Origin of the sequence: Kitasatospora fiedleri, from assembly GCF_948472415.1 — a bacterium.
In the GTDB taxonomy this organism is placed as follows: Bacteria; Actinomycetota; Actinomycetes; order Streptomycetales; family Streptomycetaceae; genus Kitasatospora; species Kitasatospora fiedleri.
Window position 1 is genome coordinate 6,196,361 of the sequence record NZ_OX419519.1, and the last position, 25,563, is coordinate 6,221,923.

At 71.7% G+C, this 25,563-nt stretch carries 21 protein-coding genes and 3 pseudogenes; 8 read left to right on the forward strand and 16 right to left on the reverse strand.

All coding sequences use genetic code 11. The features are described 5' to 3' along the window. Nucleotides 1–111: 111 nt before the first annotated feature. Nucleotides 112–861: a transposase gene (locus QMQ26_RS28070; protein ID WP_282203141.1), complete on the forward strand. Its 750-nt coding sequence runs from the start codon at nt 112–114 to the stop codon at nt 859–861. Between the two features lie 66 nt (nt 862–927). Here the strand turns inward: QMQ26_RS28070 and QMQ26_RS28075 are convergent, their stop codons facing one another. The 6 genes and pseudogenes from QMQ26_RS28075 to QMQ26_RS28100 all read right to left on the reverse strand — a co-directional run bounded on the left by QMQ26_RS28075 (nt 928) and on the right by QMQ26_RS28100 (nt 8,057). Next, on the reverse strand, nt 928–1,401 hold the full coding sequence (locus tag QMQ26_RS28075) for an SMI1/KNR4 family protein (protein WP_404813972.1): 474 nt from the start codon (nt 1,399–1,401) through the stop codon (nt 928–930). A 756-nt stretch (nt 1,402–2,157) separates the two neighbouring features. Next, nucleotides 2,158–2,907 (reverse strand): annotated as a pseudogene (locus QMQ26_RS28080) (IS5 family transposase); the annotation flags it as partial. A gap of 233 nt (nt 2,908–3,140) precedes the next feature. After that, nucleotides 3,141–3,230 (reverse strand): annotated as a pseudogene (locus tag QMQ26_RS28085) (IS5/IS1182 family transposase); the annotation flags it as partial. 193 nt (nt 3,231–3,423) lie between these two features. Next, nucleotides 3,424–3,984, reverse strand: coding sequence for an Imm1 family immunity protein (locus QMQ26_RS28090; protein ID WP_282203143.1), 561 nt, complete (start codon nt 3,982–3,984; stop codon nt 3,424–3,426). A 6-nt stretch (nt 3,985–3,990) separates the two neighbouring features. Next, nucleotides 3,991–6,624, reverse strand: a complete 2,634-nt coding sequence (locus tag QMQ26_RS28095) for a polymorphic toxin-type HINT domain-containing protein (RefSeq protein WP_282203144.1) — start codon at nt 6,622–6,624, stop codon at nt 3,991–3,993. Then, a complete protein-coding gene (locus QMQ26_RS28100; protein WP_282203145.1) occupies nt 6,621–8,057 on the reverse strand; it encodes an ALF repeat-containing protein in 1,437 nt (478 codons plus the stop codon). Before QMQ26_RS28100 ends, QMQ26_RS28095 begins: the two co-directional genes overlap by 4 nt. A 419-nt stretch (nt 8,058–8,476) precedes the next feature. Between QMQ26_RS28100 and QMQ26_RS28105 the strand changes: the two genes are divergently transcribed. Both QMQ26_RS28105 and QMQ26_RS28110 read left to right on the forward strand, forming a co-directional pair. Beyond that, nucleotides 8,477–9,469 carry a trypsin-like serine protease gene (locus tag QMQ26_RS28105; RefSeq protein WP_282203146.1) on the forward strand — a complete coding sequence of 331 codons (993 nt, stop codon included), beginning with the start codon at nt 8,477–8,479 and terminating at the stop codon, nt 9,467–9,469. Nucleotides 9,470–9,729: 260 nt separating this feature from the next. Further along, nucleotides 9,730–10,722 carry a hypothetical protein gene (locus tag QMQ26_RS28110; RefSeq protein ID WP_282203147.1) on the forward strand — a complete coding sequence of 331 codons (993 nt, stop codon included), beginning with the start codon at nt 9,730–9,732 and terminating at the stop codon, nt 10,720–10,722. A 578-nt stretch (nt 10,723–11,300) separates the two neighbouring features. Here the strand turns inward: QMQ26_RS28110 and QMQ26_RS28115 are convergent. Continuing rightward, nucleotides 11,301–11,462, reverse strand: coding sequence for a hypothetical protein (locus tag QMQ26_RS28115; RefSeq protein WP_282203148.1), 162 nt, complete (start codon nt 11,460–11,462; stop codon nt 11,301–11,303). A 622-nt stretch (nt 11,463–12,084) separates the two neighbouring features. On the opposite strand from QMQ26_RS28115, the gene QMQ26_RS38405 reads away from it, so the two are divergent. Then, nucleotides 12,085–12,333 (forward strand): helix-turn-helix domain-containing protein, encoded by a 249-nt coding sequence (locus tag QMQ26_RS38405; RefSeq protein ID WP_404814219.1) that lies wholly within the window; start codon nt 12,085–12,087, stop codon nt 12,331–12,333. A gap of 144 nt (nt 12,334–12,477) precedes the next feature. Here the strand turns inward: QMQ26_RS38405 and QMQ26_RS38410 are convergent, their stop codons facing one another. The 8 genes from QMQ26_RS38410 to QMQ26_RS28155 all read right to left on the reverse strand — a co-directional run bounded on the left by QMQ26_RS38410 (nt 12,478) and on the right by QMQ26_RS28155 (nt 18,286). Next, nucleotides 12,478–12,999, reverse strand: a complete 522-nt coding sequence (locus QMQ26_RS38410; RefSeq protein WP_404814220.1) for a replication-relaxation family protein — start codon at nt 12,997–12,999, stop codon at nt 12,478–12,480. A gap of 146 nt (nt 13,000–13,145) precedes the next feature. Next, nucleotides 13,146–13,292, reverse strand: a complete 147-nt coding sequence (locus QMQ26_RS28125) for a hypothetical protein (protein WP_282203150.1) — start codon at nt 13,290–13,292, stop codon at nt 13,146–13,148. 48 nt (nt 13,293–13,340) lie between these two features. Next, a complete protein-coding gene (locus tag QMQ26_RS28130) occupies nt 13,341–13,928 on the reverse strand; it encodes an FG-GAP repeat domain-containing protein (RefSeq protein WP_318552058.1) in 588 nt (195 codons plus the stop codon). Further along, nucleotides 13,813–14,406, reverse strand: a complete 594-nt coding sequence (locus QMQ26_RS28135; RefSeq protein ID WP_282203152.1) for an RNA polymerase sigma factor — start codon at nt 14,404–14,406, stop codon at nt 13,813–13,815. The genes QMQ26_RS28130 and QMQ26_RS28135 overlap by 116 nt, the downstream gene beginning before the upstream one ends. Nucleotides 14,407–14,489: 83 nt before the next feature. Then, nucleotides 14,490–15,443 (reverse strand): SAM-dependent methyltransferase, encoded by a 954-nt coding sequence (locus QMQ26_RS28140; RefSeq protein ID WP_404813973.1) that lies wholly within the window; start codon nt 15,441–15,443, stop codon nt 14,490–14,492. Nucleotides 15,444–15,562: 119 nt separating this feature from the next. Further along, nucleotides 15,563–16,447 carry a cysteine hydrolase family protein gene (locus tag QMQ26_RS28145; protein WP_404813974.1) on the reverse strand — a complete coding sequence of 295 codons (885 nt, stop codon included), beginning with the start codon at nt 16,445–16,447 and terminating at the stop codon, nt 15,563–15,565. Then, nucleotides 16,444–17,562 (reverse strand): isocitrate/isopropylmalate family dehydrogenase, encoded by a 1,119-nt coding sequence (locus tag QMQ26_RS28150; protein ID WP_282203153.1) that lies wholly within the window; start codon nt 17,560–17,562, stop codon nt 16,444–16,446. The genes QMQ26_RS28145 and QMQ26_RS28150 overlap by 4 nt, the downstream gene beginning before the upstream one ends. Before the next feature lie 193 nt (nt 17,563–17,755). Continuing rightward, nucleotides 17,756–18,286, reverse strand: coding sequence for an EF-hand domain-containing protein (locus QMQ26_RS28155; protein WP_100839795.1), 531 nt, complete (start codon nt 18,284–18,286; stop codon nt 17,756–17,758). A gap of 409 nt (nt 18,287–18,695) precedes the next feature. Here QMQ26_RS28155 and QMQ26_RS28160 point away from each other — a divergent pair, with 409 nt between their 5' ends. Next, complete coding sequence (locus QMQ26_RS28160; RefSeq protein ID WP_282203154.1) at nt 18,696–20,129, forward strand: glyceraldehyde-3-phosphate dehydrogenase; 1,434 nt, start codon at nt 18,696–18,698, stop codon at nt 20,127–20,129. Nucleotides 20,130–20,206: 77 nt separating this feature from the next. Here the strand turns inward: QMQ26_RS28160 and QMQ26_RS28165 are convergent, their stop codons facing one another. Continuing rightward, nucleotides 20,207–20,818, reverse strand: a complete 612-nt coding sequence (locus tag QMQ26_RS28165) for a CGNR zinc finger domain-containing protein (RefSeq protein WP_282203155.1) — start codon at nt 20,816–20,818, stop codon at nt 20,207–20,209. A gap of 193 nt (nt 20,819–21,011) precedes the next feature. Between QMQ26_RS28165 and QMQ26_RS28170 the strand changes: the two genes are divergently transcribed. The 3 genes and pseudogenes from QMQ26_RS28170 to QMQ26_RS28180 all read left to right on the forward strand — a co-directional run bounded on the left by QMQ26_RS28170 (nt 21,012) and on the right by QMQ26_RS28180 (nt 25,503). Continuing rightward, nucleotides 21,012–21,764: an MBL fold metallo-hydrolase gene (locus tag QMQ26_RS28170; RefSeq protein WP_282203156.1), complete on the forward strand. Its 753-nt coding sequence runs from the start codon at nt 21,012–21,014 to the stop codon at nt 21,762–21,764. Nucleotides 21,765–21,983: 219 nt separating this feature from the next. Continuing rightward, nucleotides 21,984–23,230: pseudogene (locus QMQ26_RS28175) on the forward strand (MFS transporter). Between the two features lie 98 nt (nt 23,231–23,328). Beyond that, the gene (locus tag QMQ26_RS28180) at nt 23,329–25,503 is read left to right on the forward strand and encodes a DEAD/DEAH box helicase (RefSeq protein ID WP_282203157.1); all 2,175 of its coding nucleotides are present in this window, start codon (nt 23,329–23,331) and stop codon (nt 25,501–25,503) included. Nucleotides 25,504–25,563: the final 60 nt, after the last annotated feature.

Below are 25,563 nucleotides of genomic sequence, written 5' to 3' on the forward strand. Positions count from 1 at the left end.
CTTTCAGAGTGGCCACTGATCGGGTGACGGGCCAGCGTTCCGCAACGCACGAGGCTCCCGTGCCGTTGAGAGAGGTGTTAGACATCTCAACTCATCAACACAGGAGGCTCATTGGTTCCCCGTCCTGCCGCACTCGACCTGCCGCACGCCCTGGTCGAGTGGGTATCCGTGCTCATCGTCACTCGTGAGGGTGACCGACGCTGCAAGCTACCGCCCCACCAGCGCGCCCTCGTCGGCTTGGTCTACCTGCGCCGCCACGACACGCTCGCGCAGATCGCCGCTGGCTTCGGTATATCCATCGGCACCGCCCACGCCTACGTCACGGCCGTCGTCGATCACCTGTCCCGACGGGCGCCCGGTCTGCTGCGGGTTCTGCGCGAGACGGATCCTGATCACGTCCTGCTCGACGGGACGCTCGCCGAGTGCGACCGGGTCGGCGACAGCCGGAGCGACTTCTCGCAGAAGCACCGTCGCCACGGCGTGAACGTGCAGGTCGTGGCCGATCCCACTGGCAAGCTGCTGTGGATCTCACCCGCGCTGCCCGGCCGCACCCACGACCTGACCGCGGCCCGAACCCACCGAATCATCCGGATCTGCGAACGCCAGGGCGTCCCCATCCTCGCCGACCGCGCCTACATCGGAGCCGGCCCCTGGGTGACCACACCGATCAGACGGCTCCCGAACAGGGACCTCACCACGACCCAGCGAACGATCAACCGGGCCCTGTCGGCAGCACGGGCACCGGTCGAACGAAGCATCGCAAGGCTGAAGTCCTGGCAGGTCCTCCGCCGGGCCCGCTGCAGCCCCAACCGCATGACCGTCATCGCCGCAGCCATCCTCACCCTGGAACGTCAACGCTGATGATTCTCATTGCCGTTCCAGGATGAAGACGGATTGGCAATGTCCGTCATCCGGTCGGGAACCGCCTTACGACCAGACAAGCCGACCTTCGGTGAACCGACAGACCGGGTAACTTCCACCGGCGATCCTCGTCAGCGTCTCCGCCACGGAGTCGAAATACTGGGCCATCGATTCGTACTCGCCCGTAACCGTGGGCTCACCCACGAACCAGCGGCCGACGCGGCCGTCCCGCACATCGATGAACTTTCCCATCCAGCCGTCCTGGTCCGACAGGAACGGGATCCACTCGTTACGCCAGAACGGGTAGTCGGGCTGGTCCGGAGGGTCGAATCCACCGGGCATGGAGCGGTTCGCGTAGAGCCTCTCCATCGCCCGGATGCCCAGAAAGAAGCTCCCCTCGTCGGGGAACCCGTCGAAGCCGCAGCATGCCACGTCGTAGTCGACGTCTCCCTCTGGCAGATCCAGATTGTTCTGCAACAGCCACGTCCGCAGATCCCCATGCAGAGAGATCCCCATCCGTTCCTCGGCTGCCGCGAGCATCTGCTCCGTAGCGGGCCCTGGCAGATCTGCGTGATCGGCCGGCGCGTGCTCCCGAAGAAGACTCATCACACGCGACCAACTCTCAGTCACACTCATCGCCCTCTGCCCTCTGTCCTCTACGGGTATGTCTCCGTCCGACTACGCCACTGCGAAGGTTGGGAAGTATCGGCCGGAGAACCTTGCAGGGATGGTACTTCGAGCGTGCGTTCCATCCCTTCCCACGATCAACAACCCACTGTGCCCGGCGAGCAGGCCGGACGGACAGCCGGGACGGCGGGCAGGCCGGGACCGGACGGCAGGCGGACCGGGACGGACAGGACGGACCGGCAGGTGAACGGACCGGCAGGCGGCGACCGTGACCGAACGGCCGGGACGGGCGGCGGAGCGGGCCGGGTGGACCGGCGGGTGGACGGCCGGGTGAACCGGGACGGCGGCAGGCGGCCGGACGGCCGGGGCCGGGACGGACGGGACAACGGACGGGCCGGCAGGCGGAGCCGCGCGGGTCGGACCGGCAGGCGGACCGGACCGGGACGGCGGACGGACCGGCTGCCAGGTGGACCGGCGGACCGGCGGCCGGGTGAACGGACCAGCCGACCAGCCGACCAGCGGAGCGGGCCGGGCGGACCGGCCGGGACGAACGAGCGGCCGGGACGGGTGGACAGCCGATGAACGAACCGGACGGACCGGCAGGCAGGCAGGCCGGACCGGGCCGGGTGGACCGGCGGGTGAACGGCCGGGTGGACCGGCGGACCAACGGGCGGGGACGGCTTCGTAGTCGCGGGCGAGACGGCGGTGGTGCATGAGCCAGCCGAAGGTCCGCTCGACGACCCAGCGGCGAGGCTGGATGACGAATCCCCTGGTCGCGGGGTCGCGGCGGACGATCTCGACGTCGATGCCGAGGATGGCGCCGTGTTCGACGACGGCGTTCTTGTAGCCCATGTCGGTCCAGGCCTTGCGGACGGCGGGGTGCTCGGTGGCGACGGCGGTCAGCAGTTGCCGGCCGGCGGTGCCGTCGGGCACGCTCGCGGCGGTGACCAGGACCATCAGCAGCAGACCGATCGTGTCGGTGACGATGCTGCGCTTCCTGCCCACGATCTTCTTGCCGGCATCGATGCCCTGCGAGGAGGCGGGGACGTTCGTGGAGGTCTTCACGCTCTGGGAGTCGACGATGCAGGCCGTCGGGTCCGGGCCGCGGCCCTCGGCGGTGCGGACCAGATGCCGCAGCAGTCCGTTGAGCTGCTCGAACACCCCCTCCTTCTGCCATCGGGCGAAGTAGGCGTAGACGGTTTCCCAGGGCGGGTAGTCGTGCGGGAGGTAGCGCCAGGGGATGCCGGTGCGGTCGACGTAGAGGATCGCGTCCAGGAGGTCGCGCAGCTCGTGCTCGGGGGGCCGGCCGAACGCGAGGGCCTGCTCGGTGCGGGCCCGGCGCCAGGCGGTGAGGGTGGGTTCGACCAGGGCCCAGCGGGCGTCGGACAGGTCGCTCGGATACGGTCGACGTTCCGTCATGACAACGGCATACTGCGGGATTGCCCCGCTGCCCAGGACTCGCGGCACCCGAGAGACAAAAGCCCGTGGGCTCGACTTCTTGGGACGAGACAGGAGGAACCGCGCAGTTCCGACAGGCATAGGCGCAACAGCGGCACTCCTGCCACCAGAACCCCAACCGTCACCGAACGCCAGCAGCCCGAGCTCCCCGGAAAACGGGATCAACCATCCCAACTACGGCTGAAACGCCCAGTGAGCCTGCGCCAGCGTGAGTTCAGTTCACGCCTTCGGGTGTAGATCAGCCAGGAGACATGCTCGACCAGCTCGTACGGGACATCGAGCATGGCAGGATACGGGACCAAGCGAGGCTCCTCGGTCAGAGCGCGGTGCGTAGAGAACACCAACGCAACGACCAGGAGCCTCGCCTGTCACCCCGCCCCCGCTGACCAGCCATTTCACCCTCTTAGGACAGGATGAAAGAAGCTCAGTAGCGGCCACCCAGCCTCTCGGGTGCTGTCGTTATGCAGCGGGACAGAATTACGGCTGTCGGCTGGAAATTTCTCCTGAGCTAATCGCCGCTACGAGACCTTCGAATGCAGACTTTGCATCGGTGGAGATTCGTCCAGGAGGGGTTTCAGTGTCGTTACGGCTACCGTTCATGTGCCCCGGAGTCCAGTTGATTCGGTTCGGCCTGTCGCCCGTCCCTGTTCGCCAGTACTCTTCGATCACTTCGCGAACGACTGCCAGCGGAATTGCACTCTTGCGGTCGAGAAAAACCGGGCAGTGGATATCCGTAATTACGTCGGGGTCTCCCCCGGGCGGCTCTGGGGCATCAGAGACCCAAACCGAGTCGTAAATCCCCCCTTTCCTTGGAAACCTCGCGTCAACAAACCACACAAAGCCGCCATACCCTGTCGACCTATTCAAGGAGACTATGAGAAAGTTGGTGGAGCGGTCGCCCTCTTTGATCATTTCATCATCGAGGGAGATCCAGGCCTGATCTCCATATTCAAGCTCCGTCACCACCTTCGAGATTATGCGGTCGACCTGACTGTCGGTCCCCCCGCGAAGCTGCTCGTCACCGAGCATGACCTTCATGACCATTTAGTCCTCCAACGATCCCTTGCCTACGATTTTCTTCGCAACCAGCTTGCCGGTGGCAAGGTCTTTCACCCACACCGTGAGCGTGTGACCGGCGGGAAGAATGAGCGCCACCGCATCGGTGCAATTATACACCTTGTTGCAAATTCCATCAGTATTGTTGATCACTATAGAAATGTCAAGCTTCTCTATCCCCTTTTCCTTGATCGCCTTTCGCATTATCCAGGCATACATAGTCTCCACGTGAGTGTCTGTTGGGTACCCGGCATCTTTCCCGTACTTCTTGGAAAGATATTCACTGATCTCGGCCTGGTATTCAGTCTCGCCGCTGGTGATGACCGGCAAATCTACGAAGCCGTCCTTGTCAATGAATATCGGCTGCCCGACCGTCTTGTCTCCCTTTTTCCAAGAGGGGAGCTTATTGAAGACGGCGTCCAGGTCGATGCAGATGACGTTATGGACGAGGAGGGGAGTCTGGCCCGCCAGCACGAAATACGTGTGGAGGTCCGCGACAGTCAGGTTGTAGGCGGGCTGCAGTCCGGTCCAATGCCTGACGGATGCCACCTGAGCAGCGGTTCCGTTTTCGGTGCGAAGGGTTTCACCTGGGCGGATGTCGGCCGCGTCAATCCACTCGGCAGTGTCCAACCGCCAGAAGGGATGGTGATCTGTGGAGGTGACGGATCCCTGCCGCCCCTTGTCGGGGTCGACGACTGTCAGCTCAGTGAATCCGGTGTCGTCCGGGGTATAGATGATTGATTCGACATGGCGCGGTCCGCTCGCGCCTGTCTGGGGATCAGTCGCCTGGACTGTGTCGCCGGTTCTGATCTGTTCGATGGGCCTCGTCGTACCATCGCCCATCAGAACCCGGGTGCCTGTCGGAAAGCTGTTGTTGCAGATTTTTGCGATTTTGGCGGCGACCTTGGTTCCGGTGGCCCACTTCCAAGCGGCTTCGACCCCGTCCAATGCCTTTTTGCCGAACTTCTTGACGAGCTTGGCGCCGGCGCTGGCCCAGCCGGCGATGGGGATCATGCTGAAGCAAGACAGGCCGAAGTCGACGCCGCTGGCGTAGTCGGCGAGGTATTCGCCGCCGGTCCACAGGCAGTTGACGAGGTCGGCGGCTTCTCCGACGCCTGGCACCAGCCCGATGATGTCGAGCTTGGTGTGAATCATGGACGCGAAGGCGTCGTAGCTGGCGTAGTCGTCTGGATTGAGGCTGACGCCGAAGTACTTCTGATAGGTCAGATAGCCGTTGAGCACGTCGGTCCAGGTGAGACCGCTGGCCTCCCCGGAAGCGAGAGCCTTCATGTAGGCGAAGAGGGCTTCCTCCTCCTGTGCTTCGCGCGCTGCCTCCGCTTGAGCCTGGGCGATGGCCTGCGCTTGTGCGGCGTCGCTGATCGCGGCGGCGTTCGCAGCGGATTCCTGTGCGTTCTCAGCCGATTGGCGGGCTGCGGCGACGGCCGCGTAGGCGGTGTCGGCGGAGATCCGAGCGGCGCTGGCGCTGGCGCTGGCGCGCCGAGCGGAGTCCTGGGCGTTTGCAGCGCTGGCCCGGGCCTGGGTGGCGGCTTGCTGGGCGTTGGCGGCGCTGGTGCGGGCCTGGGTGGCGGAGGTGTCGGCCGCGGTGGCGGACTTCTGCGCGTCGTTGGCGTAGCCGGCGGCGGCGTCGGCGTAGCGGTTGGCGTCGGCGGCGGCTTGGTCGGCTTGGGCGCTGGCGTTGTTGGCGTCGGCGGCGGCCTTGGCGGCGAGGGCGGCGTTCTGCTGGGCAAGGGCGGCACTCTGGGCCGCGGTGGCGATGGTGTTGGTGATGGTGGCTTCGTGGGCCCGGGTGAGGTCGTCCTGCTGCTTGGCGCGGTAGCGGCCGCTGGTGAGGAAGTCGGTTTTGGCCGGGCCGGGGCTTTCGATGGCGATGGCCGCGGCGAGTTTGACCTCCTCGCCACCGCCGTCGCCGCCGGTTTCCAGGAGTTGGGAGATTTTGACCTGGTCGTCGGCGGCCTTGGCGGTGTACTGGCCGCGGGTGAGGAAGGTGGTCAGCGCGTCGGCGGTGTTGGCCTCCAGGGCGGCCTGGGCTGCGGCCTTGAGGGCGGGTCCGCCGGTCTCCAGGATCTGGGAGGTCTTGACGCGGTATTCGTTGAGGGCGACCTGGTGGCGGCCGGTGGTCAAGAAGGTGTGGACCTGGGCCGGGTCGTTCGTGGCCAGGGCGTTGGTGGCGGCGGTGCGTACCGCGGTGAACTCGCTGTCCTCGGCGAGTTGTTGGGCCTGGAGGATCTCGTCCTGGTGCAGGGAGGCGGTCCAGCCGGAGCGGACGTAGTCGATGACGGCCTGGTCGGAGCCGGTGAGGGCGTATTCGGCGGCCGCCTTGCTCCAGGGGCCGCGGGTCTTGAGGGCCGCGAGGGCCATCTTGCGGCCGTTGGCGACGATGGTGTTGGTGTCGGCGCCGGCCTGGGCGGCCTGGGCGGCGAGTTGGACGGCGGTCTGGTCGAGGGCCAGGGCCTGGGTCCTGGCCTTGTCGGCTTCGGTGACGCTGAGGTCGAAGGCGGCCTTGAGGTCGCGGGCCTGGTTGATGCCGGTGGCCTTGCGCGCCTCGCGCTCCTCCTTCTCACTGTCCAGGGCCAGCTGGTGAACGGCGGTGGCCTTGTTCACCGCCGCTGTCGCGCTGTTGGCGGCCTCCGTCGCACTGGCGGCGTGCGCGGTGGCGCGCTGAGCGGCGGTGGAGGCGTTGCCGGCGTGCAGGGTGGAGTTGCGGGCGGCCTCGGCGGCGTTGGCGGCGTGGGTGGCGGCGGAGCGGGCCGCGGCCCGGCCTCGCGGGCCGCGGCGGCGGACTGGTCGGCGAGGTCGGCGGCTTTGTTGGCCGAGCGCTGGGCCTCGGCGGCGTGGCGCTGGGAGGAGGCGGCGGCCTGCTTGGCCTCCTCCGAGTAGGCGCCCGCGGCGTTGGCGTAGTCGTTGGCCTGGTTCGCGGCCAGGGTGGTGAAGGCGAGGTCGTTCAGCGCACCGAAGGCGGCCCGGGCCGCGTCGCGGGCCCCGATAGCGGCGCCGGCGGCGCGGTCGGCCGCGTCGGCGGCGTACTGGGCGCGGCCGGCGGCCTGCTCGGCGGCTTTGGCGGCCTGTTCGTCGACCTTGCCCTGCGCGGCCCAGGTCAGCGCGCGGCCGGCCGCCTCATCGGCGCCGGCCGCGGCGGAGGCCGCTTGCTGCGCGGCGGCGGCGGCCAGGCGTGAGGCGGTGTTGGCGGCCTGGGCTGCGGTGATGGCGGCCTTCGCCGCCACTGCGGCCTGGCGCCCTGCTTCGGCCGCGCGCTTGGCCGCGGCGGCGGCCTTGACCGAGTCGCCCTTGGCGGCCTCGGCCTCGTTTCGGGCCTTCTCCGCTGCTTCGCGGGCCAGTCGCGCTCCGGTGACGGCCTGGTCGGCGGCTTCGAGTGCGGCGTCCTTCTCCCGCTCGGCCTGGTCGCTGGTCTCCTTGGCCTGCTGGGCCAGCTGCGCGATGTCGGCGTACTCGCGGTCCCGGGCGGCGGCGATGTGCTGACCGACCGCCAGGAACTCGGTGATGCCGTCGAGCGAGCCCTCCAGGGCCAGCATGCCGGCCTGCTTGGTGGCCGGGCCGCCCGTCTCGACGATCTGCGAGACCCGCACCCGCGCGTCGCTCTCGCGGGTGACGTCCTGGGTGTGGGTCAGGAACTCGCCGACGTCGTCGACCGAGCCGTCCAGCGCCTTGAGGCCGGCGGCCTTGGTCGCCGGGCCGCCGGTCTCGACGATCTGCGAGACCCGTACCCGTTGGTCCTGCGCCAGCGGCGCGCTCCAGCCGTGGTCCAGGAACGCGGCGACGGCCGTCTTGTCGTGGCTGTCGAGCGCGGCCGCGGCCGCCTTGCGCAGGGCCGGACCGCCGGTCACGGCGATCTGCAGGAGCGCCTGCTCGTTGTCCTTGGCTTCGGCATCAGCCCATGTACCGCCCTGGCCGGAGCCGCCGGAGCCGAGGAACGCGGCGATCTTGTCGTCGCCCCCCGCCAGTGCCTCCTCGGCGGCGGCCTGCACCGAGGTGCCGCCGTCCTTCCACGCCTGCAGCACCCGGCCCCGGTCAGTCACTGCCGGACCCGTGGGGGCGGTGTCCGCCGCCACGGGTGTCGCGGACACCAGCGACACCATCAGCGCGAGCGGGAGCACCCCACGGCACAGCCACCGCACCACGGACCCCCTTCCCCTGAATATCTCTCTACGCCTGCGTGAACTCACGAAAACCCCTCTTCGAAAAACCGGAAATTCTGGATTTTGGCAGTGCGAAATCAGCCCGGCTGCGTGCACATTTCCGCCCGCAGCCCCGGGTTTGTTTCAGTATTCGGAAAAACCCTCAGAAACCCCCGGTTGACCGTCTCGACGCAGTTGGTGGGCATACATTAAGGTCAGCGGCTGACGGGGCGCCAGCACGCATCAATCAACGAGATGCCCGATTTGCCCCGGAAGATACGAAAAGAAATATTCACCCCTACGCAAAGCAGAGGTTTTTCGTGAGGCATCGCGCTTCGGGTGCGATAGCGGCGTCAGCCGCTCTCGCCGCCACCTTCTTCACCGGGCTGGCATCCGCCCCACCCGCACTGGCCGACACCACCGCAACCGCCGTCCCGTCCGCGGTCGAGGACGGCGCCTACCCCGGCGCCGCCCAGATCCTGGCCGAGCGGGGCATCACCCTCACCCGCGGCGACGGCGGCATCACCCTCGCCGACTGCACCCAGCCCGGCAGCTACCAGATCAAGGTCCTCGCCCGCACCACGGACGAGGACGACGGCGACACCATCTGCTTCGCCGCCCCCGGCGCCACCGGCTACCTCGCCTTCACCATCCCCGACGCCTACCGCATCACCACCTACAACCGCTCCGTGCGCGCCAGCCTCTCCACCGACCAGAAACCCACCGAGACCACCGACGTCCCCGCCAACGGCACCAAGGGCATCGGCGAAACCCTCGACCCCAACGCCCACGCCGTCCTGCTCGAACTGCGCGTCACCGGCTCCACCGCCACCCCGCCCACCGGCCAGACCGCCGACCCCGCCACCGCCTTCACCACCCACCTCGCCATCGGCGACAACCGCTCCTGCACCGGCGCGCTCATCGCCCCGCAGTGGGTCATGACCGCCAAATCCTGCTTCGCCGACGACCCCGCCAACCCGGGCACCGTCACCGCCGGCGCCCCCAAGAACGCCACCACCGCCACCCTCGGCCGCGCCGACACCCACACCACCGGCGGCCACCAGACCAAGGTCATCGACCTCGTCCCGCACGCCGACCGCGACCTGGTCATGGCCCTGCTGGAGACCCCGGTCTACGACATCACCCCCACCGGCCTGTCCACCGCCACACCCACCAGCGACGGCGCGCTGAGCACCGCGGGCTACGGACGCACCAACACCGCCTGGACCCCGGCACCCTCCACACCCCCGCCACCACCACCAACACGGTCACCACCACCGGATTCGACCTCACCCCCACCGCCCCCGGCCTGATCTGCAAGGGCGACGCCGGCGCACCCCTGTGGCGCACCGAGAACGGCAAGCCCGCCCTCGCCGGCATCATCACCCGCGCCTGGCAAGCAGGCTGCCTCGACGCCCCCGCCACCGAGACCCGCACAGGCGCCCACGCCGAACGCACCGACAACCTCACAAGCTGGGTTACCTCCGCCCAGGCTGTCGGCGACCAGCTGATCAAGCCGGGCACCAAGCTGGCCTCCGGCCAGTCGGTCACCGGCCGGGACCTGAAGCTGACCATGCGCACCGACGGCAACCTGGTGCTCACCCACAAGCAGGCCGACGGCGGCGTGCTGTGGTCGACCGACACCGCCGGCAACAACGGCGCCTGGGCGCAGATGCAGACCGACGGCAACTTCGTCGTCTACAAAGCCGACGGGAACCCGGCGGCCGGCACCGGCGCGATCTGGGGGACCAACACCTGGGGCCAGGGCGGCGCGTTCCTCGACCTGCAGGTCGACGGCAACCTGGTGCTGTACAAGGCCAACGGCACCGAGCCGCTGTGGAACTCCGGCACCCTGCGCCTGGACGCGAAGCTGAACAGCGGCACCCGGATCAGCTCCGGCCGGTGGTTCCAGTCGCAGAGCGCCGTGGTGGAGATGCAGGCCGACGGCAACCTGGTGCGCTACCGCCGCAGCGACGCCGCACCCACCTGGACCACCAACACCGCCGGGAACAAGGGCGCGTGGGCGCAGGTGCAGACGGACGGCAACTTCGTCCTCTACCGGGTCGACGGCAACGCCTCGAACGGCACGGGCGCCCTGTGGGGTTCCAACACCTGGGGCCAGGGCGGCGCGTTCCTCAAGCTCCAGGACGACGGCAGCCTCGTGCTGTACAAGAAGGACGCCGCCGAGACCGCCGCCAACTCCCTCTGGAGCGCGACCACCTTCCGCCCCGAGAGCCGGCTCAGCCCCGGCCAGCAGGTCTACACCAAGACCACCCGCCTGGCCATGCAGTGGGACGGCGACCTGGTCCTGTACCGCCTCAGCGACAACACCGTCCTGTGGCACAGCAACACCGCGGGCAACCCCAACGCGTTCCTGAAGATCCAGAACGACGGCAACGTCCTCGTCTACAAGGCCGACGGCACCACCAGCCTCTGGTCCACCGGCACGTTCTGGTCCGGCGGCGCCTACCTGAAGGCCCAGGACGACGGCAACCTCGTCGTCTACAAGGCCGACGGCGGCGAAGGCATCGGCAACGCCATCTGGGCCACCAACACCCACGCCTGACCGACCAGCGCCTGATCGACCGGAGGCCACCGCCCTGTGGGCGGTGGCCTCCGGCGTTGTGCCGCCTCCCGAATCCGTCAAAGAATACTTGCAGACCCGGCCCAGCCCTCTGAAGGGAACCTGCGGACTCCATGCCAAGAAGCATGGACGCATTGCCAACTCCCGACGCCTGGACGATCACGTGCAAGGCGCGACCGTGCCGGAAACACCGCCTGCGCGTCAGCCGGAAAAATGAAAGTCGAATCGACGAGTTCGCTTTTCCGCTCCCGGTCGAAATGCCGTACGGTTCCACGACGATTCGCCATCGACCAGGAGTACCAATGCGCCACAGCTAGGCCGATACGCCTGCCGGATAGACCCATCCGCACCGCGGCCGAAGTCGGTACCGCTGCGCGAAAGGACATGGACAGCCGTCACTGGCATGTCTTTGACTGCTTCCGGGGGGGTGCATACCAGTGGGCGGACCCGATCATGGATGATCTTGCAGGCCCGTTCACAGAGGCGGGTCGCGCCCGACGGCGGGCCGCGCCCCGGCCAGGGCGCGAAGCGCAGGAATCGATCGGAAGGATGCCGGTGGATCAGAACAACGAGCCAGGGGACTCGGGGCCTTGGGGGCCGGAATGCTTCGAGTACTGGCGCGAGGCGATGGGGCGGACCCGGGCCGCGGAGATGACCAGTGACCACGTCAGCACCTTCACCGCGCAGATGAGGCGGTTCGAACTGGGGCCGGTGTCGCTCATGGGGACGTCCTTCCCCTCGATCCGGGTCAGACGGACCGGACAGATGATCAGGCGCTCCGACGAGGAGCTGTTCCACCTGACGGTGTTGACGGCCGGTCGGGGCCTGTCCACCGCTTCCCGCACGGGCCGGATCGAGCCGATCGAGGTCGGCGACCTCCAGTTGGCACACAGCTCCCACCCTACGACACGCGGTTGTTCGGTACCCCGCGCGCGGCCGGGGGCAGTCGCCGGTGGAGGGCCTGGGCATCGACCTGCCCGCCTCGCTGCTGCCCGTGCCCGCGCACAGGGTGCGCGACCTGCTCGGGCGGCAGCTGTCCGGGCGGGCGGGCACCGGAGCGCTGCTGACGGAGTTCGTGCTCGGCATGGACCGACAGGCCCCCGCCCTCCAGCCCGGCGAGGCCTCCCGCCTCGGAACGGTGGCGGCCGACCTGGTCGCGGCATGGATCACCCACGAACTGGACATGGGAAACACCCAGTCGCCCGAATCCCGCCACCGGGCCCTGATGGAGAGCATCCGCTCGTTCGTCCGGCACAACCTCCACGACCCCGACTGGCACCCCCGGTGGTCGCGGCGGCTCACCACGTCTCCCTCAGCCACCTGCACCGCGTGTTCACCGAGCACATGGACGGCGAGACGCTCGCCTCCTTCATCCGCCGACAGCGCCTCGCCAAGGCCCACCGCGACCTCACCGACCCCACCCTCATGCACCTGCCGATCCACGCCATCGCGGCCCGCTGCGGCATCCCCCGCGCCCCCGAATTCGCCCGTGCCTTCAAAGCAGCCCACGGCCTCTCCCCCGCGAGCACCGCAACCAGACACCCCCCCCCACGACCACGGCGCGCCCGTAGACGGCCGTTGCCTGAGGCCTAGTACGGCAGTCGGACTTCGTGGACTGATGTGAAGTGGCACGGTTGAGCTGCAAGGATTCCTGCCCGGCCGCGAGCTCCAGTACCAGGGCGGCGACCTTTGCGGGGTCGTCCCTCCACCGCTCGGCGACCTCGGCCCCGGCAGCCATCAACTCCATCGCCGCGCCCTGCTCCACCGTCGGCAGCGGCACCCCCTGCACGTTGCCCGGCCCGCTCCGGGCGGGCCGGGCCGGTTTCCGTTGCCTCGATCTGAGCCGACTGCTGGAGGTCCTCCAGGCTGGCCGCGGCGGCCGGAACAGCCTGGAGCATCTTGGCGACGTGCCGGTCCTGGGCGTGCAGCTGGAGTTGGTCGACCCGGTTGTCGAAGCCGACCCGGCCGGTGCCGGTGAGGACCAACAGCAGCCGTGGGAAGCGCACGTACCGGCGCTCCCACAGCGGCACCCGGCCGCCTTTGCTCGGCCGCGATGGTGCCCGCGCGGATTCCGGCCGGGAGCGTCTTCGTCGACCAGTAGCGGGCATAGGTGTTCAGCTTCGACGCCAGCCGCCCGGCACCCATCGTGCCGCGGTCGACCTCCACGAACGCCCGCAGCCGCACCACGTCGCTGTCCGGCTCGCTGACGCCGTAGAACAGCAGGCCGTCCGGGCGCACCGAGCCGTCCCGGCCGGACATCCGGCCCGACCGGCTCACCAACCCAGTCCTCCTGCACGGAAAACAGTCCGGCCCCCGGTCATGTGCGTCTTGCGGCGTCACCGGCGTCACCGGCGGACCGGTCGGTGCGGACGGTGCAGCGCAGGCTGCGGGTGGCCCGCGAGGCTTTACCGGGCGCCGGTGGCGATCTGGCCGTAGTCGATCCAGCCGGGACTGTTCCAGCCGTCGCCGCCGTTGTTCAGGAACGCGGTGACGGTGCCGGTGGTGACCAGGTAGTCGGCGTGGGCGTCGCTGTTGATGTCCGCCAGTGCCACCGCGTTCTTGTCCGTGGTCTGGCCGACCGCCGTCCGGCCGTGGTCGGCTCAGCCGCCGTGGCCGTCGCCGCCCTTGTTAAGGAAGGTGGTGAGGGAGCCGTCGGGGTTGATCACGTTGTAGTCGGTGCGGCCGTCGCCGTCGAAGTCTGCCAGGCGCAGGCGGGTGCGATCGGTGGTGAGGCCGCCGGCCACCTGGCCCAGGTCGTTCCAGCCGCCGTGGCCGTCGCCGCCGCGGTTGAGGAAGACGTTCACGGCGCCGCCGTCGGCGATGGTGGTGTAGTCGGTATGGCCGTCGCCGTCGAAGTCCGCGAACGTCACCTGGGAGGGGTCGGTGGTCAGTCCGGAGGCGATCTGGCCGAGGTCGTTCCAGCCGCCGTGCCCGTCGCCGCCCTTGTTGAGGAACACGCGCACCGAGCCGTCCTGGTTGATCACCAGGTAGTCGGTGCGGCCGTCGCCGTCGAAGTCGGCGAACCGCACCCGCGCACGATCACTGGTCATCCCCGACGCCACCTGACCCAGGTCACTCCAACCCCCGTGCCCGTCGCCGCCCTTGTTCAGGAATACCCGCACCGAGCCGTCGTCGTTCACGGTCACGTAGTCGGCGCGGCCGTCGCCGTCGAAGTCCGCCCACCGCACCCGGCCCGACCCGCCCGACCGCCTCGGCGGCGGCCGCGTAGTCCAGTCCGACCCACACGCACAGCCGGAAGACCTCCCGTTCGCCGCGCCGCAGCCCGGCCAACGCCCGCTGCACCGCCGCGAGTCGGGCGTGGTCGTCGAGCCGGGTCACCAGATCCTCGGCGAAGTCCGGCACCGGTTCGCGCTCCGGTAGCCGGGCCATCGCCGCCCGGTGCCGCCGCCCGGCCCGCGCCGTGTTCCGCAGCACGTTGGTGGCGATGCCGAACAGCCACGGCCGGACCGACTCCCCGTCCTCCCGGAGTTTCCCGCGCAGCCGCCACGCCTCCAGGAAGGTCAGCGACACCACGTCCTCCGCCGCCGCCCAGTCACCCAGCGCCCGCAGCGCGTACCCGTACAGGGCCTGGGCGTGCTCGTCGAAGAGCTCCCCCAGCGCCGTCTGCTCCCCCGCCCGCAGCCGGGCCCGTTGCGACAGTTCCACACCCCTCCCTGTCCGTCCGTCCGCCCGGGTTCCCGTGAGCCGCGTCACACCAGGGGTCGGTGGGGGCCGGTGCCGGGAGAACGCTAGGGGAGCCGGACCACCGTCCTGGCGCCGGTGTGCTTGACGCAGGTCACCCAGCGGTTGGCGGCGAGGGCGTCGTGGGGTTCGGGGCGCAGGCGGGAGGCGGGGGCGTGGTCGAAGGGGGTGCGGACGGTGGTGGTCCAGCCGTGGGCGGTCAGGGTGGCGGCGGTGTTCGGGCGGGGGCCGGGGGCGAACAGGGCCAGCAGGTCGACGCCGAGCCGTTCGCGGGCGTCCGCGTAGACGGGGGCGGCCCGGACGGTGGGGGACTCCAGGCCGGTCTTGATCTCGTAGGCGAGGGTGCTGCCGGGGGCGCTGAGGCCGTCCAGGGCGGTGGCGACGGCGAGTTCGCTCTCGGCGGGGAGGTACAGGAACAGGCCCTCGGCCAGCCAGGCGACCGGCCGGGACGGGTCGAGTCCGGCGGCGGTCAGGGCGCCCGTCCAGTCGTCGCGCAGGTCGACCGGGACGGTGCGGCGGTGGGCGGTGGGGGCCGCGTCCAGGCGGTCCAGGACGCGCTGCTTGAAGCGGAGCACCTCGGGGCGGTCCAGCTCCCACACGGTGGTGCCGGCCGGCCAGGGCAGTCGGTGGGCCCGGCTGTCCAGCCCGGCGCCGAGCAGGACGACCTGCCGGGTGCCGGCGGCGGTCGCGGCGAGCAGGTGGTCGTCCAACACCCGGGTGCGCAGGGCGAAGTAGGTGGCCAGCCGTTCCCAGACCGGGTCGCCCGGGACCACCCGGGCCGGGTCGTCCGGCCAGTCGGCGCAGCCGGGCGAGGCGCGGACGAAGTGGGCGGCGAACGGGTCGACGGCCAGCGCCTCGCTCCGGCGCGCCTCCAGCGCGCGGGCGTTGGCGACCAGCAGAGCGGTCCGGCCGACCCCGGCTTCGACCCCGGGGTCGGGGCGGGCGGAATCGGGGCGGGCGGGGCCGGTGGTGCCGGGGCTGGTGATGCCGAGTGCGGTCACTGCCGGGCCGCCGTGGTGCGGTGGGTCTCGTGGGTCCCGTGGGTTCCGGGCATGGCTCTCTCGCAGAGGGTAGGGGTGAGGGTGTGCGGGTGGTGCGGGGTGCGGTCGGGCGGGGGTGGTCACCGCCGGGCCGCTGCGGCCCCGGTCTGCTCCGACTCGGCCCCGGTCTGCTCCGACTCGGCGCCGGTGGCACCGGCGGGATGGGCGGGCCCGGCGGGAGGGGTGGGCCCGGCGGGCTCGGTGGGATCGGGGAAGGCGGGGAACTCGGTGAGTTCGGTGAAGGGTCGGCGGTCCAGGTCGGTGATCCGCGCGCCGTAGACCCGGCTCATGAAGCGCAGGATGTCGGCGTCCGCCAGGTGCAGGGCGGTGGTGCAGTCGCGCAGTACGGTGAGGTGGAAGCCGCGCTGGAAGGCGGTGCGGGCGGTGGAGTCCACGCAGACGTCGGTGAACAGGCCCGCCAGGACGAGGTGGCGCAGGCCGCGGCGGCGCAGGTGGGGTTCGAAGTCCGGGTCCTGGAAGGTGTCGAAGCAGGCGCGCTTGGTGAACACCGCCTCCTCGGGGCGGGGCCGCACGCCGTGGAACTCGGCGCCCCAGCTGCCCTCCAGGCACTTGGGCCGCTTGCCGAGCCGGGCGTCCCGGCGCTGCCAGGCCGAGCCCTGGTAGGCGGGGTCGCCGAGGAAGCGGACGAACAGCACTTCGACGCCCGCCTCCCGGGCCAGCCGCACCGCGCGGACGCTGCCCTCGACGGCCCGGGCCAGCAGCGCGGGGTCGCCGGGGAAGCGGGCGGCGGCGACCTCGCCCGCGCAGAAGTCGTTCTGGAGGTCGACCACCACCAGCGCCGTCCCGGCGGAGGCGTCCGGGCTCCGGTCGGCCCGGTCGGCCCGGTCGGCCCGGTCGTCCCGGGCCCCGGGCACCGCGGCGGCCACGCCCTCGGTACCCGCCGCGCCCTCGGTACCCGCCGCGTCCTCGGCGCCCGCCGCGTTCCCGGCGCTCTCCGCGCTCATCGGGAGCCCGCCGGCGCGGCAGCGGTGTCGGCCGTGGCACCGTCGGCGGTTCCGGCCGGGCTCGGCACGAACGTTCCTGCAAGGGCGGAGAGGACCGCGTCCACGACCGCGGTGGTGCCGGCCGTCCCGCCGAGGTCGGGGGTGCGGGCTCCGGCGGCCTGGGCGGCGGTGATCGCGGCTTCGACGGCGGCCTCCGCGCCCGGGCAGTCGGCGTGCCGTTCGGCGATCCGGGCGGCGGCCCGGACGGTGGCGACGGGGTTGACCAGGTCGCGGCCCGCGAGGTCGTCGGCGGAGCCGTGCACGGTCTGGTACTCGGTGAGTCCGGCCAGCTCCGGGTGCAGGTGGACGTTCTCGGTGCAGCGGTTCTCCTGCCGTTCGGAGCCGTAGCGGTCGAGCAGGACGACGTGCATGATGTCGGCCCACTCGTTGCCGGCGACCAGCAGGGTGCGGTCCTCGGGGCCGTGCGCGATCAGGTTGCGGTTCACCGTGTCGGGCTGGAACAGGGCGACGTCCAGGCCGAGTTCGGCGGACAGGCCCTCCGCCCAGTCGTCCAGCGCCCCGTCCAGCAGGTGGTACTTGTAGGCGAGTTGCACCCGGGCGGGGCCCTCGGCCCACAGTTCGCGGGCGCGGCGCACCGCGTAGCGCACCACCTGTTCGGTGACGTCGCGGCTGAACTCCATGGTGCGTACCACCTTGCCGGGGGTGTGCAGGTTCTCGCCGGTGTAGAAGCCCTGGGCCTGGTCGCGGACCAGCAGCAGCCGGGCCGTCCCGGCGGTGAGCGGTTCGACCTTGACGGCGGCCAGCCGCTGCCGGACCAGGTACAGCGACTGGGCGTTGATCGCGGTGCGGAAGACCGCCCGGGCCCCGGCGGCGGCCTGGTCGCGGCAGAACCGCTCGTAGTGCGCGGCGTCCTGCTCGGTGAGCGCGGCGATCTCCGCGGTGCCGGCGGCCTCGGCGCGCAGGGACACGTACGAGTGGTAGGTGCGCGGTGACCGCTCCACCCGGACCTGTCGGCCGTGCAGCCGGGTGATCCGGTCGAGCACCCGCTCGAAGACGGGGGCGAGGTCCGGGCCGGTGCCGCGGCCGACGGCGAGGGCGATGAGGGGTGCGGTCACTGCGGGGCTCCTTGGGAGGTGGTGCGGGAGGCGTCGGCGGCCGGGTGGTTCCGGCCGCCGTCCGGCCGGGCACTCGGGGGTGCCGAGTACCCGGCTGGACGGCGGCGTGGCTGGGGCCGGCGTCGGCGGGGCCGGCGTCGGTGCGGACGTTCCGGGGTCGGAGGGGACGCCGGTGCCGGGGCGGCGGGTCGGGTCAGAAGGTCTCCGGGACCAGCTGGTCGCCCGGGATGCCGATCTTCTCGGGCGAGTAGTAGTCGCGGATGCCCTCGGCCCACACGCCGACGGTGATCCGGTCCTCGGCGTCCGGTCCGAAGGCGTCGAACAGCGACTCGATGTTGGGCTTCTCGAAGCCGATCGCGGTCATCAGGGAGAGGAACCGGGGCCGTTCGATCAGGCCGTCCCCGTCCGGGTCGCCGAGGACGGCCAGCGCGTCGGCGAAGGCCGCGGCGGTGGCGCCGAACAGCTCGGTGTTGAGCACGAAGCCCCGGAACTCCTCCGGGCTGATCAGTCCGTCCCGGTTGGTGTCCAGCGTCTCCGCCAGCACCTGCCAGTAGCGGCTGAGGCTGTCGGCGAGCGCCTGCCGGTCGGCGGCCGGCGAGTCGTCGGCCACGGTCAGCAGCCGTTCCGTCATCAGGTCGAAGTCCTCGACGTCGAGCACTCCGTTCCCGTTGGTGTCGAACAGGGTGAACACCAGTGCGGCCCGCTGGAAGGCCTCATGTCCCATGGGTAGTCGTCCCGTCGCTCGCGGCGGGCCCGACCTGCGCGGCCTGGCCTCGGCCGGGAACTCCTACTCTGCCGGTAAACCGGGCCCGTTGTCCCGAGAACTGACCGCTCGTCACTCACGGGAGTGACTAATGTTACCCAAGTGATTATTGTCACGTCCTGTGACCGTCCGGGCGGCACCTGACGGACCGTCATGTCCGGTGGTCCGTCCGGCCCGACCGGCCGCCGCCGGAGAGTGCTGTGGCGGTCGTCACGCCCGGTGGGCCGCCCGGGGGCGGACGGGCACGGGCGGCCGGGGGAACCGGCACCGGGCGGGCGCGGAGGCCGAAGCTAGCATGGGGGCCGCCTTAGCTCGGCCAACCCTCAGAACCGGCCGACCCTCAGCTCGGCCCACCCCCGAAAGTTGAATTGTGACTGTCAACGACGACGTGTTCACGGACTGGAAGAACCGCGAGGAGCTCGCGGAGACGATGATCCCGATCATCGGACGGCTCCACCGCGAGTGGGACGTCACCGTCCTGCTGCACAGCCGCTCCCTGGTGAACAAGTCGGTGGTCAGCATCCTGAAGACGCACCGCTTCGCCCGCCAGATATCCGGCGAGGAACTCTCGATCACCGAGACCTTCCCCTTCCTCCGGGCCCTCTCCTCGCTCGACCTCGGCCCGTCCCAGATCGACCTCGGCCTGCTCGTCGCCGCCCACCGCGCCGACGACCGCGGCCTGTCCGTGGCGGAGTTCACCGCCGAGGCGGTGTCGGGTGCGACCGGCGCCCACAAGATCGAGCGGCAGGCCCCGCGCGACGTGGTGCTGTACGGCTTCGGCCGGATCGGCCGCCTGCTGGCCCGCCTGCTGGTCGAGAAGGCCGGCGGCCTGCGGCTGCGCGCCATCGTGGTGCGCGACGGCGGCGGCGACGACCTGGTCAAGCGCGCCTCGCTGCTGCGCCGCGACTCCATCCACGGCCAGTTCCAGGGCACCATCACCGTGGACGAGGCGACCAACACCATCGTCGCCAACGGCAACGCGATCCAGGTGATCTACTCGAACGACCCGAGCGAGGTGGACTACACCGCGTACGGGATCGACGACGCCATCCTGATCGACAACACCGGCCGCTGGCGCGACCGCGAGGGCCTGTCCAAGCACCTGCGCCCCGGCATCGCCAAGGTCGTGCTGACCGCCCCGGGCAAGGGCGACGTCCCGAACGTCGTGCACGGCGTCAACCACGACACCGTCAAGCCGGACGAGCGGATCATCTCCTGCGCGTCCTGCACCACCAACGCGATCGTGCCGCCGCTCAAGGCGATGGACGAGGCGTACGGCGTGCTGCGCGGCCACGTGGAGACCGTCCACTCGTTCACCAACGACCAGAACCTGCTGGACAACTACCACAAGGCCGACCGCCGGGGCCGCTCCGCGCCGCTCAACATGGTGATCACCGAGACCGGCGCCGCCTCCGCCGTCGCCAAGGCGCTCCCGGACCTCAAGGCGAAGATCACCGGCAGCTCGATCCGCGTCCCCGTGCCGGACGTCTCGATCGCCATCCTCAACCTCCAACTGGCCCGCGAGACCACCCGCGAGGAGGTCCTCGACCACCTGCGGGACGTCTCGCTGACCTCCCCGCTCAAGCGGCAGATCGACTTCATCGACTCGCCCGACGCGGTCTCCAGCGACTTCATCGGCTCCCGGCACGCCTCGATCGTGGACGCGGGCGCGACCAAGGTCGAGGGCGACAACGCGATCCTGTACCTGTGGTACGACAACGAGTTCGGCTACTCCTGCCAGGTCGTCCGGGTCGTCCAGCACGTCTCCGGCGTCGAGTACCCGACCTTCCCGGTCGCGCACTGACGCGACGGCGGACGGCGGGAGCGGACCCCGGTCGGCCTGCGGGCCGGCCGGGGTCCCCGCATTTCCCTGACGACTCGTCAGTTCCGTTCCGCCGCGCGCTTCCTGGCGTAGGCGCGGGCCGCCCGGACGCGGTCGCCGCAGCGGGTCGAGCACCAGTGCCGGGCGGCGTGGGTGCGGACGTAGAACCGGGTGCACGGGGCGCCGCCGCAGCGGGCCAGCCGGGCCGCGTCCGGGCCGGTGAGCAGCTCGGCGGCGTCGGCGGCGAGCCGGGCCATCGCCCCGTCGGCGATCCGGTCGGCCGGGTGCGGCGGGCTGCGGTGCAGGCCCCGCTCGGCGTCCCAGCGCAGCAGCGGCACCGCCGGGGCCGCGGTCAGCGCCCCGTTCACCGCCGCCAGCGCCCCGGGCGGGGCGGGCCGCCCGGCGACCGCGGCGTCCAGCAGCGCGCGCACCGCGTCCCGGAACGTCCGCAGCCGGACGGTGCACGGTTCCAGCACCCGCCCGCCCTCCGGCGCCAGCCCGTGCTCCACCAGCCACGCGGAGGCCGGTCCGGGCGCCGCCAGCAGGTCCAGCGGCCCGGCCGGGAGGACCAGCAGCGAGTTGGCGAAGTCCAGCGCCGGGTACTGCTCGGCCCCGGGCGCGGGCGGCGGCGCTGCGGGGGTGGCGGGGGCGGTCGGGCTCATGTCCCTCATGGTAAAGGCCGGTATTGGCCGTGAGGAGGGGGTGGAGGTTGATATATCGACTGATCGATTCACGGGGAAGGTGGCCGCTCCCTCTCTCAATCTCACGGGAAATCTTGCCGTTCGCCGTGAGGTGTCGCTAGATTCTCCTCACGGAGAAAAGCCAGTTTTCCCGTGAGGGAACTGACGTCGCGTGAGGTGCGCCATGACCGCTGTCCCCGCTCTGCCCCCTGTTCCCGTCCGGGTCCTCGGCGGCCCCACCGCCCTGATCGAGTACGGCGGCCTGCGCCTGCTCACCGACCCGACCTTCGACGCCCCCGGCGACTACCCGCGCGGCGACGGCCGGTTCCTCACCAAGACCCTCCCGGGCACCGTCGACCCCGCCGCCCTCGGGCCGGTCGACGCCGTCCTGCTCTCGCACGACGAGCACCCCGACAACCTCGACCACGGCGGGCGCGCCCTACTCGCCGACGTCCCGCTCACCCTCACCACCCGCGGCGGAGCCGAACGCCTCGGCGGCACCGCCCGCGGCCTCGCCCCTTGGGAGCGCGTCGAGTCGGGGCCCGTCACCATCACGGCCGTGCCCGCCCAGCACGGCCCCGACGGCAGCGAACCACTGGTCGGCGAGGTGATCGGCTTCGTCCTCACCGGCGACGGCCTGCCCGTCGTCTACGTCAGCGGCGACAACGCCTCGCTCGACGTCGTCCAGCGGATCGCCGACCGGGTCGGCCCCGTCGACACCGCCGTCCTGTTCGCGGGCGCCGCCCGCGTCGGCATCCTCGACAACGCCCTGCTCACCCTCGACAGCGCCCGCGCCGCCCGGGCCGCCCGCATCCTCGGCACCCGCCGCGTCGTCCCCGTCCACTACGACAGCTGGGCCCACTTCACCGAGGGCCGCGAGCCGCTGCTCGCCGCCTTCACCGCGGCCGGGCTCGCCGACGTCCTCGAACTGCCCTGACCCCGCCCGCCCCCACGAACAGCCCGCACACGGCCCCGGCCCGGCACCCGAACGTCACCAGCCGTCATCGGGGAGGTGCGTGCGGGAGGTGGCCCTCGGCTGCCCCGGGGGACAACGGCTGGTTGTGGAGCGGGCGCGTGGTGGTTGTTTGACCTGCGGTTGTCCCGCTTGCTTGGCTCTCCCCGGTCAACGGTGGTGTGTGCGACGGGGAGCGGCCGGGTGGGCAGGAGAGCGCTGGGGCGGCGGTTCGGCCGGCTGTGGGCGGCGTACGCGGTCAGTGCGTACGGGTCCGGGCTGGGGTTCGGGGCGCTGCCGTTGATCGCGGTGCTGGTGCTGCGCGCCGGGCCCGCCGAGGTGTCGGTGCTGTCGGCGGTGGGGCCGGCGGTGGGGGCGCTGGTCGCGGTGCCGTTGGCGCCCCGGGTGGAGTTCCGGCGCAAGCGGCCGGTCATGGTGGCGGCGGACCTGGCGCGGTGCGCGGCGATGGCGAGCGTTCCGGTGGCGTACGCGCTCGGCCTGCTCGGGTTCGGCCAGTTGCTGCTGGTCTCGGTGGTGGTCGCCGCCGCGAAGATCGCGTTCAACGCGGCCAGTGGCGCCCATCTCAAGGCGCTGGTCCGGCCGGAGGACCTGCTGGTGGCCAACTCCCGCCTGGAGTCGACCAACTGGAGCTCGATCGCGATCGGTCCGCCGCTCGGCGGGGCCGCGATCGGGGTGTTCGGGCCGGTCGTCACCGTGCTGGCCGACGCGGTCAGCTACCTGCTCTCCGCGCTCGGCATCGCCGCGATCGGCGGCCGGGAGGAGCCGCCGCCGCCCCGGCCCGGCGGCCCCGGACCGGCCAGGACGGGCGGGGTGCTCGACGGCTGGCGGCACCTGCTGGGCGACCCCGAACTGCGGGCGCTGTACCTCAACAACCTGCTGGTCTCCGGCCTGATCATGGCCACCGAGCCGCTGCTCGCCGTCCTGCTGCTGCGCCAACTCGCCTTCCCCCTTGGCAGTACGCCCTCGCCTTCGCCGCTCCCTGCCTCGGCGGCCTGCTCGGCTCCCGGCTGGCCCACCGGGTGGTGGCCCGCTACGGCCGCCCGGCGGTCTTCCGGACCGTCGGCACCCTGCGCGCCGTCTGGCTGATCGGCCTGGTCCTCGTCCGCCCGGGCCTGCCCGGACTGCTCACCGTGATCGCCGTCGAGCTGGCGATCATCGTCCACATGAGCCTCTACACCCCCGTGCTCGCCACCCACCGCCTGGAACGGACCCCCGCCCACCTGCTGGCCCGCACCCTGACCGCCTGGTCGGTCGGCCAGCAGGCCGCCACCGCCGCGCTCACCGCCCTCGGCGGCCTGCTCGCGCACGCCACCGGCCCGCGCACCGCCCTCGCCACGGCGGGTCTGCTCATGCTCGGGACCCCGTTCCTGCTGCCCCGCCGCCGCCGCGCCCCGGGCCCCGCCCCGGCCCCCGCGCCCGGCCGCCCGTGACCCCCGCCCGGCCCCGGGACCCCCGCCGCCGCTCCGGGCGACGGTGGCGGGTGCCAGGATGGGCGGCCGGGCGAGCGGTGAGCACGGAGGAGGGACGGGTGGCGGGACGGAACGGGCGGTGGGCCAGGGAGGTCCTCGCGGTGGCCGGACGGCAGCGGGCGGCGGCGCGGGCGCTGGTCGCGGACCACGCGGCGGCGGTCGCGGAGGTGGCGCGGGCCCACGGGCTGATCTTCGAGCGGCTGGTGCGGGCCGAGCTGGCGGCGATCCCGGTCGAGCGGCTCAAGGACGTCACCGAGGGCCGGTTGCAGACCGGCGCCCTGCGCGCCGCCGGCTACCCCACGGTCGCGGCGGTGCACGACGCCACCCGGCAGGACCTGCTGCGCGTCCCCGGCATCGGCGGCCCCACCGCCGCCCACCTGCTGGGCGCCGCCGGGCAGATCGCCGCCGCCGTCCAGGAGGGCACCGCCGTCCGCCTCGACCCGGCGCACCCCGACGCGGCGGCCACCGCGCTGGTCACCGCCCTGCACCGGCTGGTGCTGGCCGGGCCCGCCGCCCGGCGGGCCGCCGCGGAGGCCGCCGACCTGGACGACCGCTACCGGGCCCCGCTGGCCGAGGCCACCTACGCCCGGGGGCGGCTGCGCGGGCTGCTGGTCGGCGCGGAGAAGCGCGAACGGGCCTGGCGGGCCGTCGAGTCGCTGGCGGGGGAGGGGGAGCGGGCGGAGGCGGACGGGGTGGCGCTGCGGTTCGCCCAGGCGTCCGCGGACCTGCTGCGCCCGCCCGCGGGGGAGGTCGAGGTCTGGGTCGAGTTCGAGCACCGGGCCGCCGAGTTCTACGCCGAGCTGGCGCTGCTCGCCGAGGAGGGCCGACTGGCCGGTCCGACCGCCACCGACGGCCGGGCCGCCGCCGAGGGCCACCTGCCCGACGGCCTGGCCGAGCAGGTCCGCGCCCAGCCCTTCGACGACCGGGGCTGCACCGTCTCGCTCCGCGGCTACCAGGCGTTCGGCGCCCGGTTCGCGCTGGCCCGCCGGAAGGTGGTGATCGGCGACGAGATGGGCCTGGGCAAGACCGTGCAGGCGCTGGCGGTGCTCGCCCACCTGGCCGCCGACGGGGCGCCGCGCCGCTTCCTGGTGGTCTGCCCCGCCTCGGTGCTGGTCAACTGGCAGCGGGAGACCGCCGAGCGGACGGTGCTCACCCCGCACCGCTACCACGGCCCCGGCCGGGAGGCCGCCCGGGAGCGCTGGCTGGCGGGCGGCGGCGTGCTGGTGGCCACCTACGAGTCACTGCGCACCCTGGCCGCCGACCCGGTGGACGCGCTGGTCGTCGACGAGGCGCACTTCGTGAAGAACCCGGCCGCCCGCCGCACCCGACTGGTCGCCGAGTGGGCCGCCCGCACCGAGCGCGTGCTGTTCCTGACCGGCACCCCGATGGAGAACCGGGTCGAGGAGTTCCGCACCCTGATCGGCCACCTCCAGCCCGACCTGCTCGCCGACCTCCCGGCCGGTCTCGGCGCGCTCGGCCCGCTGGCCTTCCGGCGCGCCGTCGCCCCCGCCTACCTGCGCCGCAACCAGCAGGACGTGCTCACCGAACTCCCGGACGTGGTGCGGGTCGACGAGTGGGACGAGCTCTCCGGGCCGGACCGGGCCGCGTACGCCGCCGCCGTCGCCGAGGGCAACTTCATGGCGATGCGCCGGGCCGCGTACGCCGCGCCCGCGCACTCGGCGAAACTCCGGCGGCTGCGCGAACTCGTCGCCGAGGCCGCCGAGTCGGGGCACAAGGTGGTGGTGTTCTCGTACTTCCGGGAGGTGCTCGCCGCCGTCCACGGGGCGCTCGGCGCGGCCGTCGCCGGCACCGTCGCCGGATCGCTGCCCGCCGAGGCGCGGCAGGAGCTGGTCGACGCGTTCACCGCCGCGGACGGGCACGCCGTGCTGCTCTGCCAGATCCAGGCCGGCGGGCTCGGCCTCAACCTCCAGGCCGCCAACGTGGTGATCCTCTGCGAGCCGCAGCTCAAGCCCACCCTGGAGGACCAGGCGGTGGCCCGCGCCCAGCGGATGGGCCAGATCCGCCGGGTCCGGGTGCACCGGCTGCTCGCCACCGACAGCCTGGACCGGCGGCTGGTCGAACTGCTCAGGGGCAAGGCCGAGTTGTTCGACCGCTACGCCCGCCGCAGCGACCTCGCCGAGGCCGCCCCCGAGGCGGTCGACATCTCCGACCGGGCGCTCGCGGTGCGGATCGTCGAGGACGAGCAGCTGCGGCTGGCCGGCCCGGCGAACTGACGGGCCGGCGAACTGGCGGGTCGGCGAACTGGCGGGCCGACGAACTGGCGGGTCGGTTAA

Bases quoted from the DNA above. Each gene is read 5' to 3' on its own strand.
- QMQ26_RS28075 (WP_404813972.1), bottom strand. From the start codon at position 1,401: ATGCTCGCGGCAGCCGAGGAACGGATGGGGATCTCTCTGCATGGGGAT.
- QMQ26_RS28170 (WP_282203156.1), top strand. From the start codon at position 21,012: ATGACCGCTGTCCCCGCTCTGCCCCCTGTTCCCGTCCGGGTCCTCGGC.
- QMQ26_RS38405 (WP_404814219.1), top strand. From the start codon at position 12,085: ATGGACGGCGAGACGCTCGCCTCCTTCATCCGCCGACAGCGCCTCGCC.
- QMQ26_RS38410 (WP_404814220.1), bottom strand. From the start codon at position 12,999: ATGTCCGGCCGGGACGGCTCGGTGCGCCCGGACGGCCTGCTGTTCTAC.
- QMQ26_RS28115 (WP_282203148.1), bottom strand. From the start codon at position 11,462: ATGAGCGACACCGGCCCCAGTTCGAACCGCCTCATCTGCGCGGTGAAG.
- QMQ26_RS28110 (WP_282203147.1), top strand. From the start codon at position 9,730: ATGCGCACCGACGGCAACCTGGTGCTCACCCACAAGCAGGCCGACGGC.
- QMQ26_RS28165 (WP_282203155.1), bottom strand. From the start codon at position 20,818: ATGAGGGACATGAGCCCGACCGCCCCCGCCACCCCCGCAGCGCCGCCG.
- QMQ26_RS28090 (WP_282203143.1), bottom strand. From the start codon at position 3,984: ATGAAGGTCATGCTCGGTGACGAGCAGCTTCGCGGGGGGACCGACAGT.
- QMQ26_RS28155 (WP_100839795.1), bottom strand. From the start codon at position 18,286: ATGGGACATGAGGCCTTCCAGCGGGCCGCACTGGTGTTCACCCTGTTC.
- QMQ26_RS28145 (WP_404813974.1), bottom strand. From the start codon at position 16,447: ATGAGCGCGGAGAGCGCCGGGAACGCGGCGGGCGCCGAGGACGCGGCG.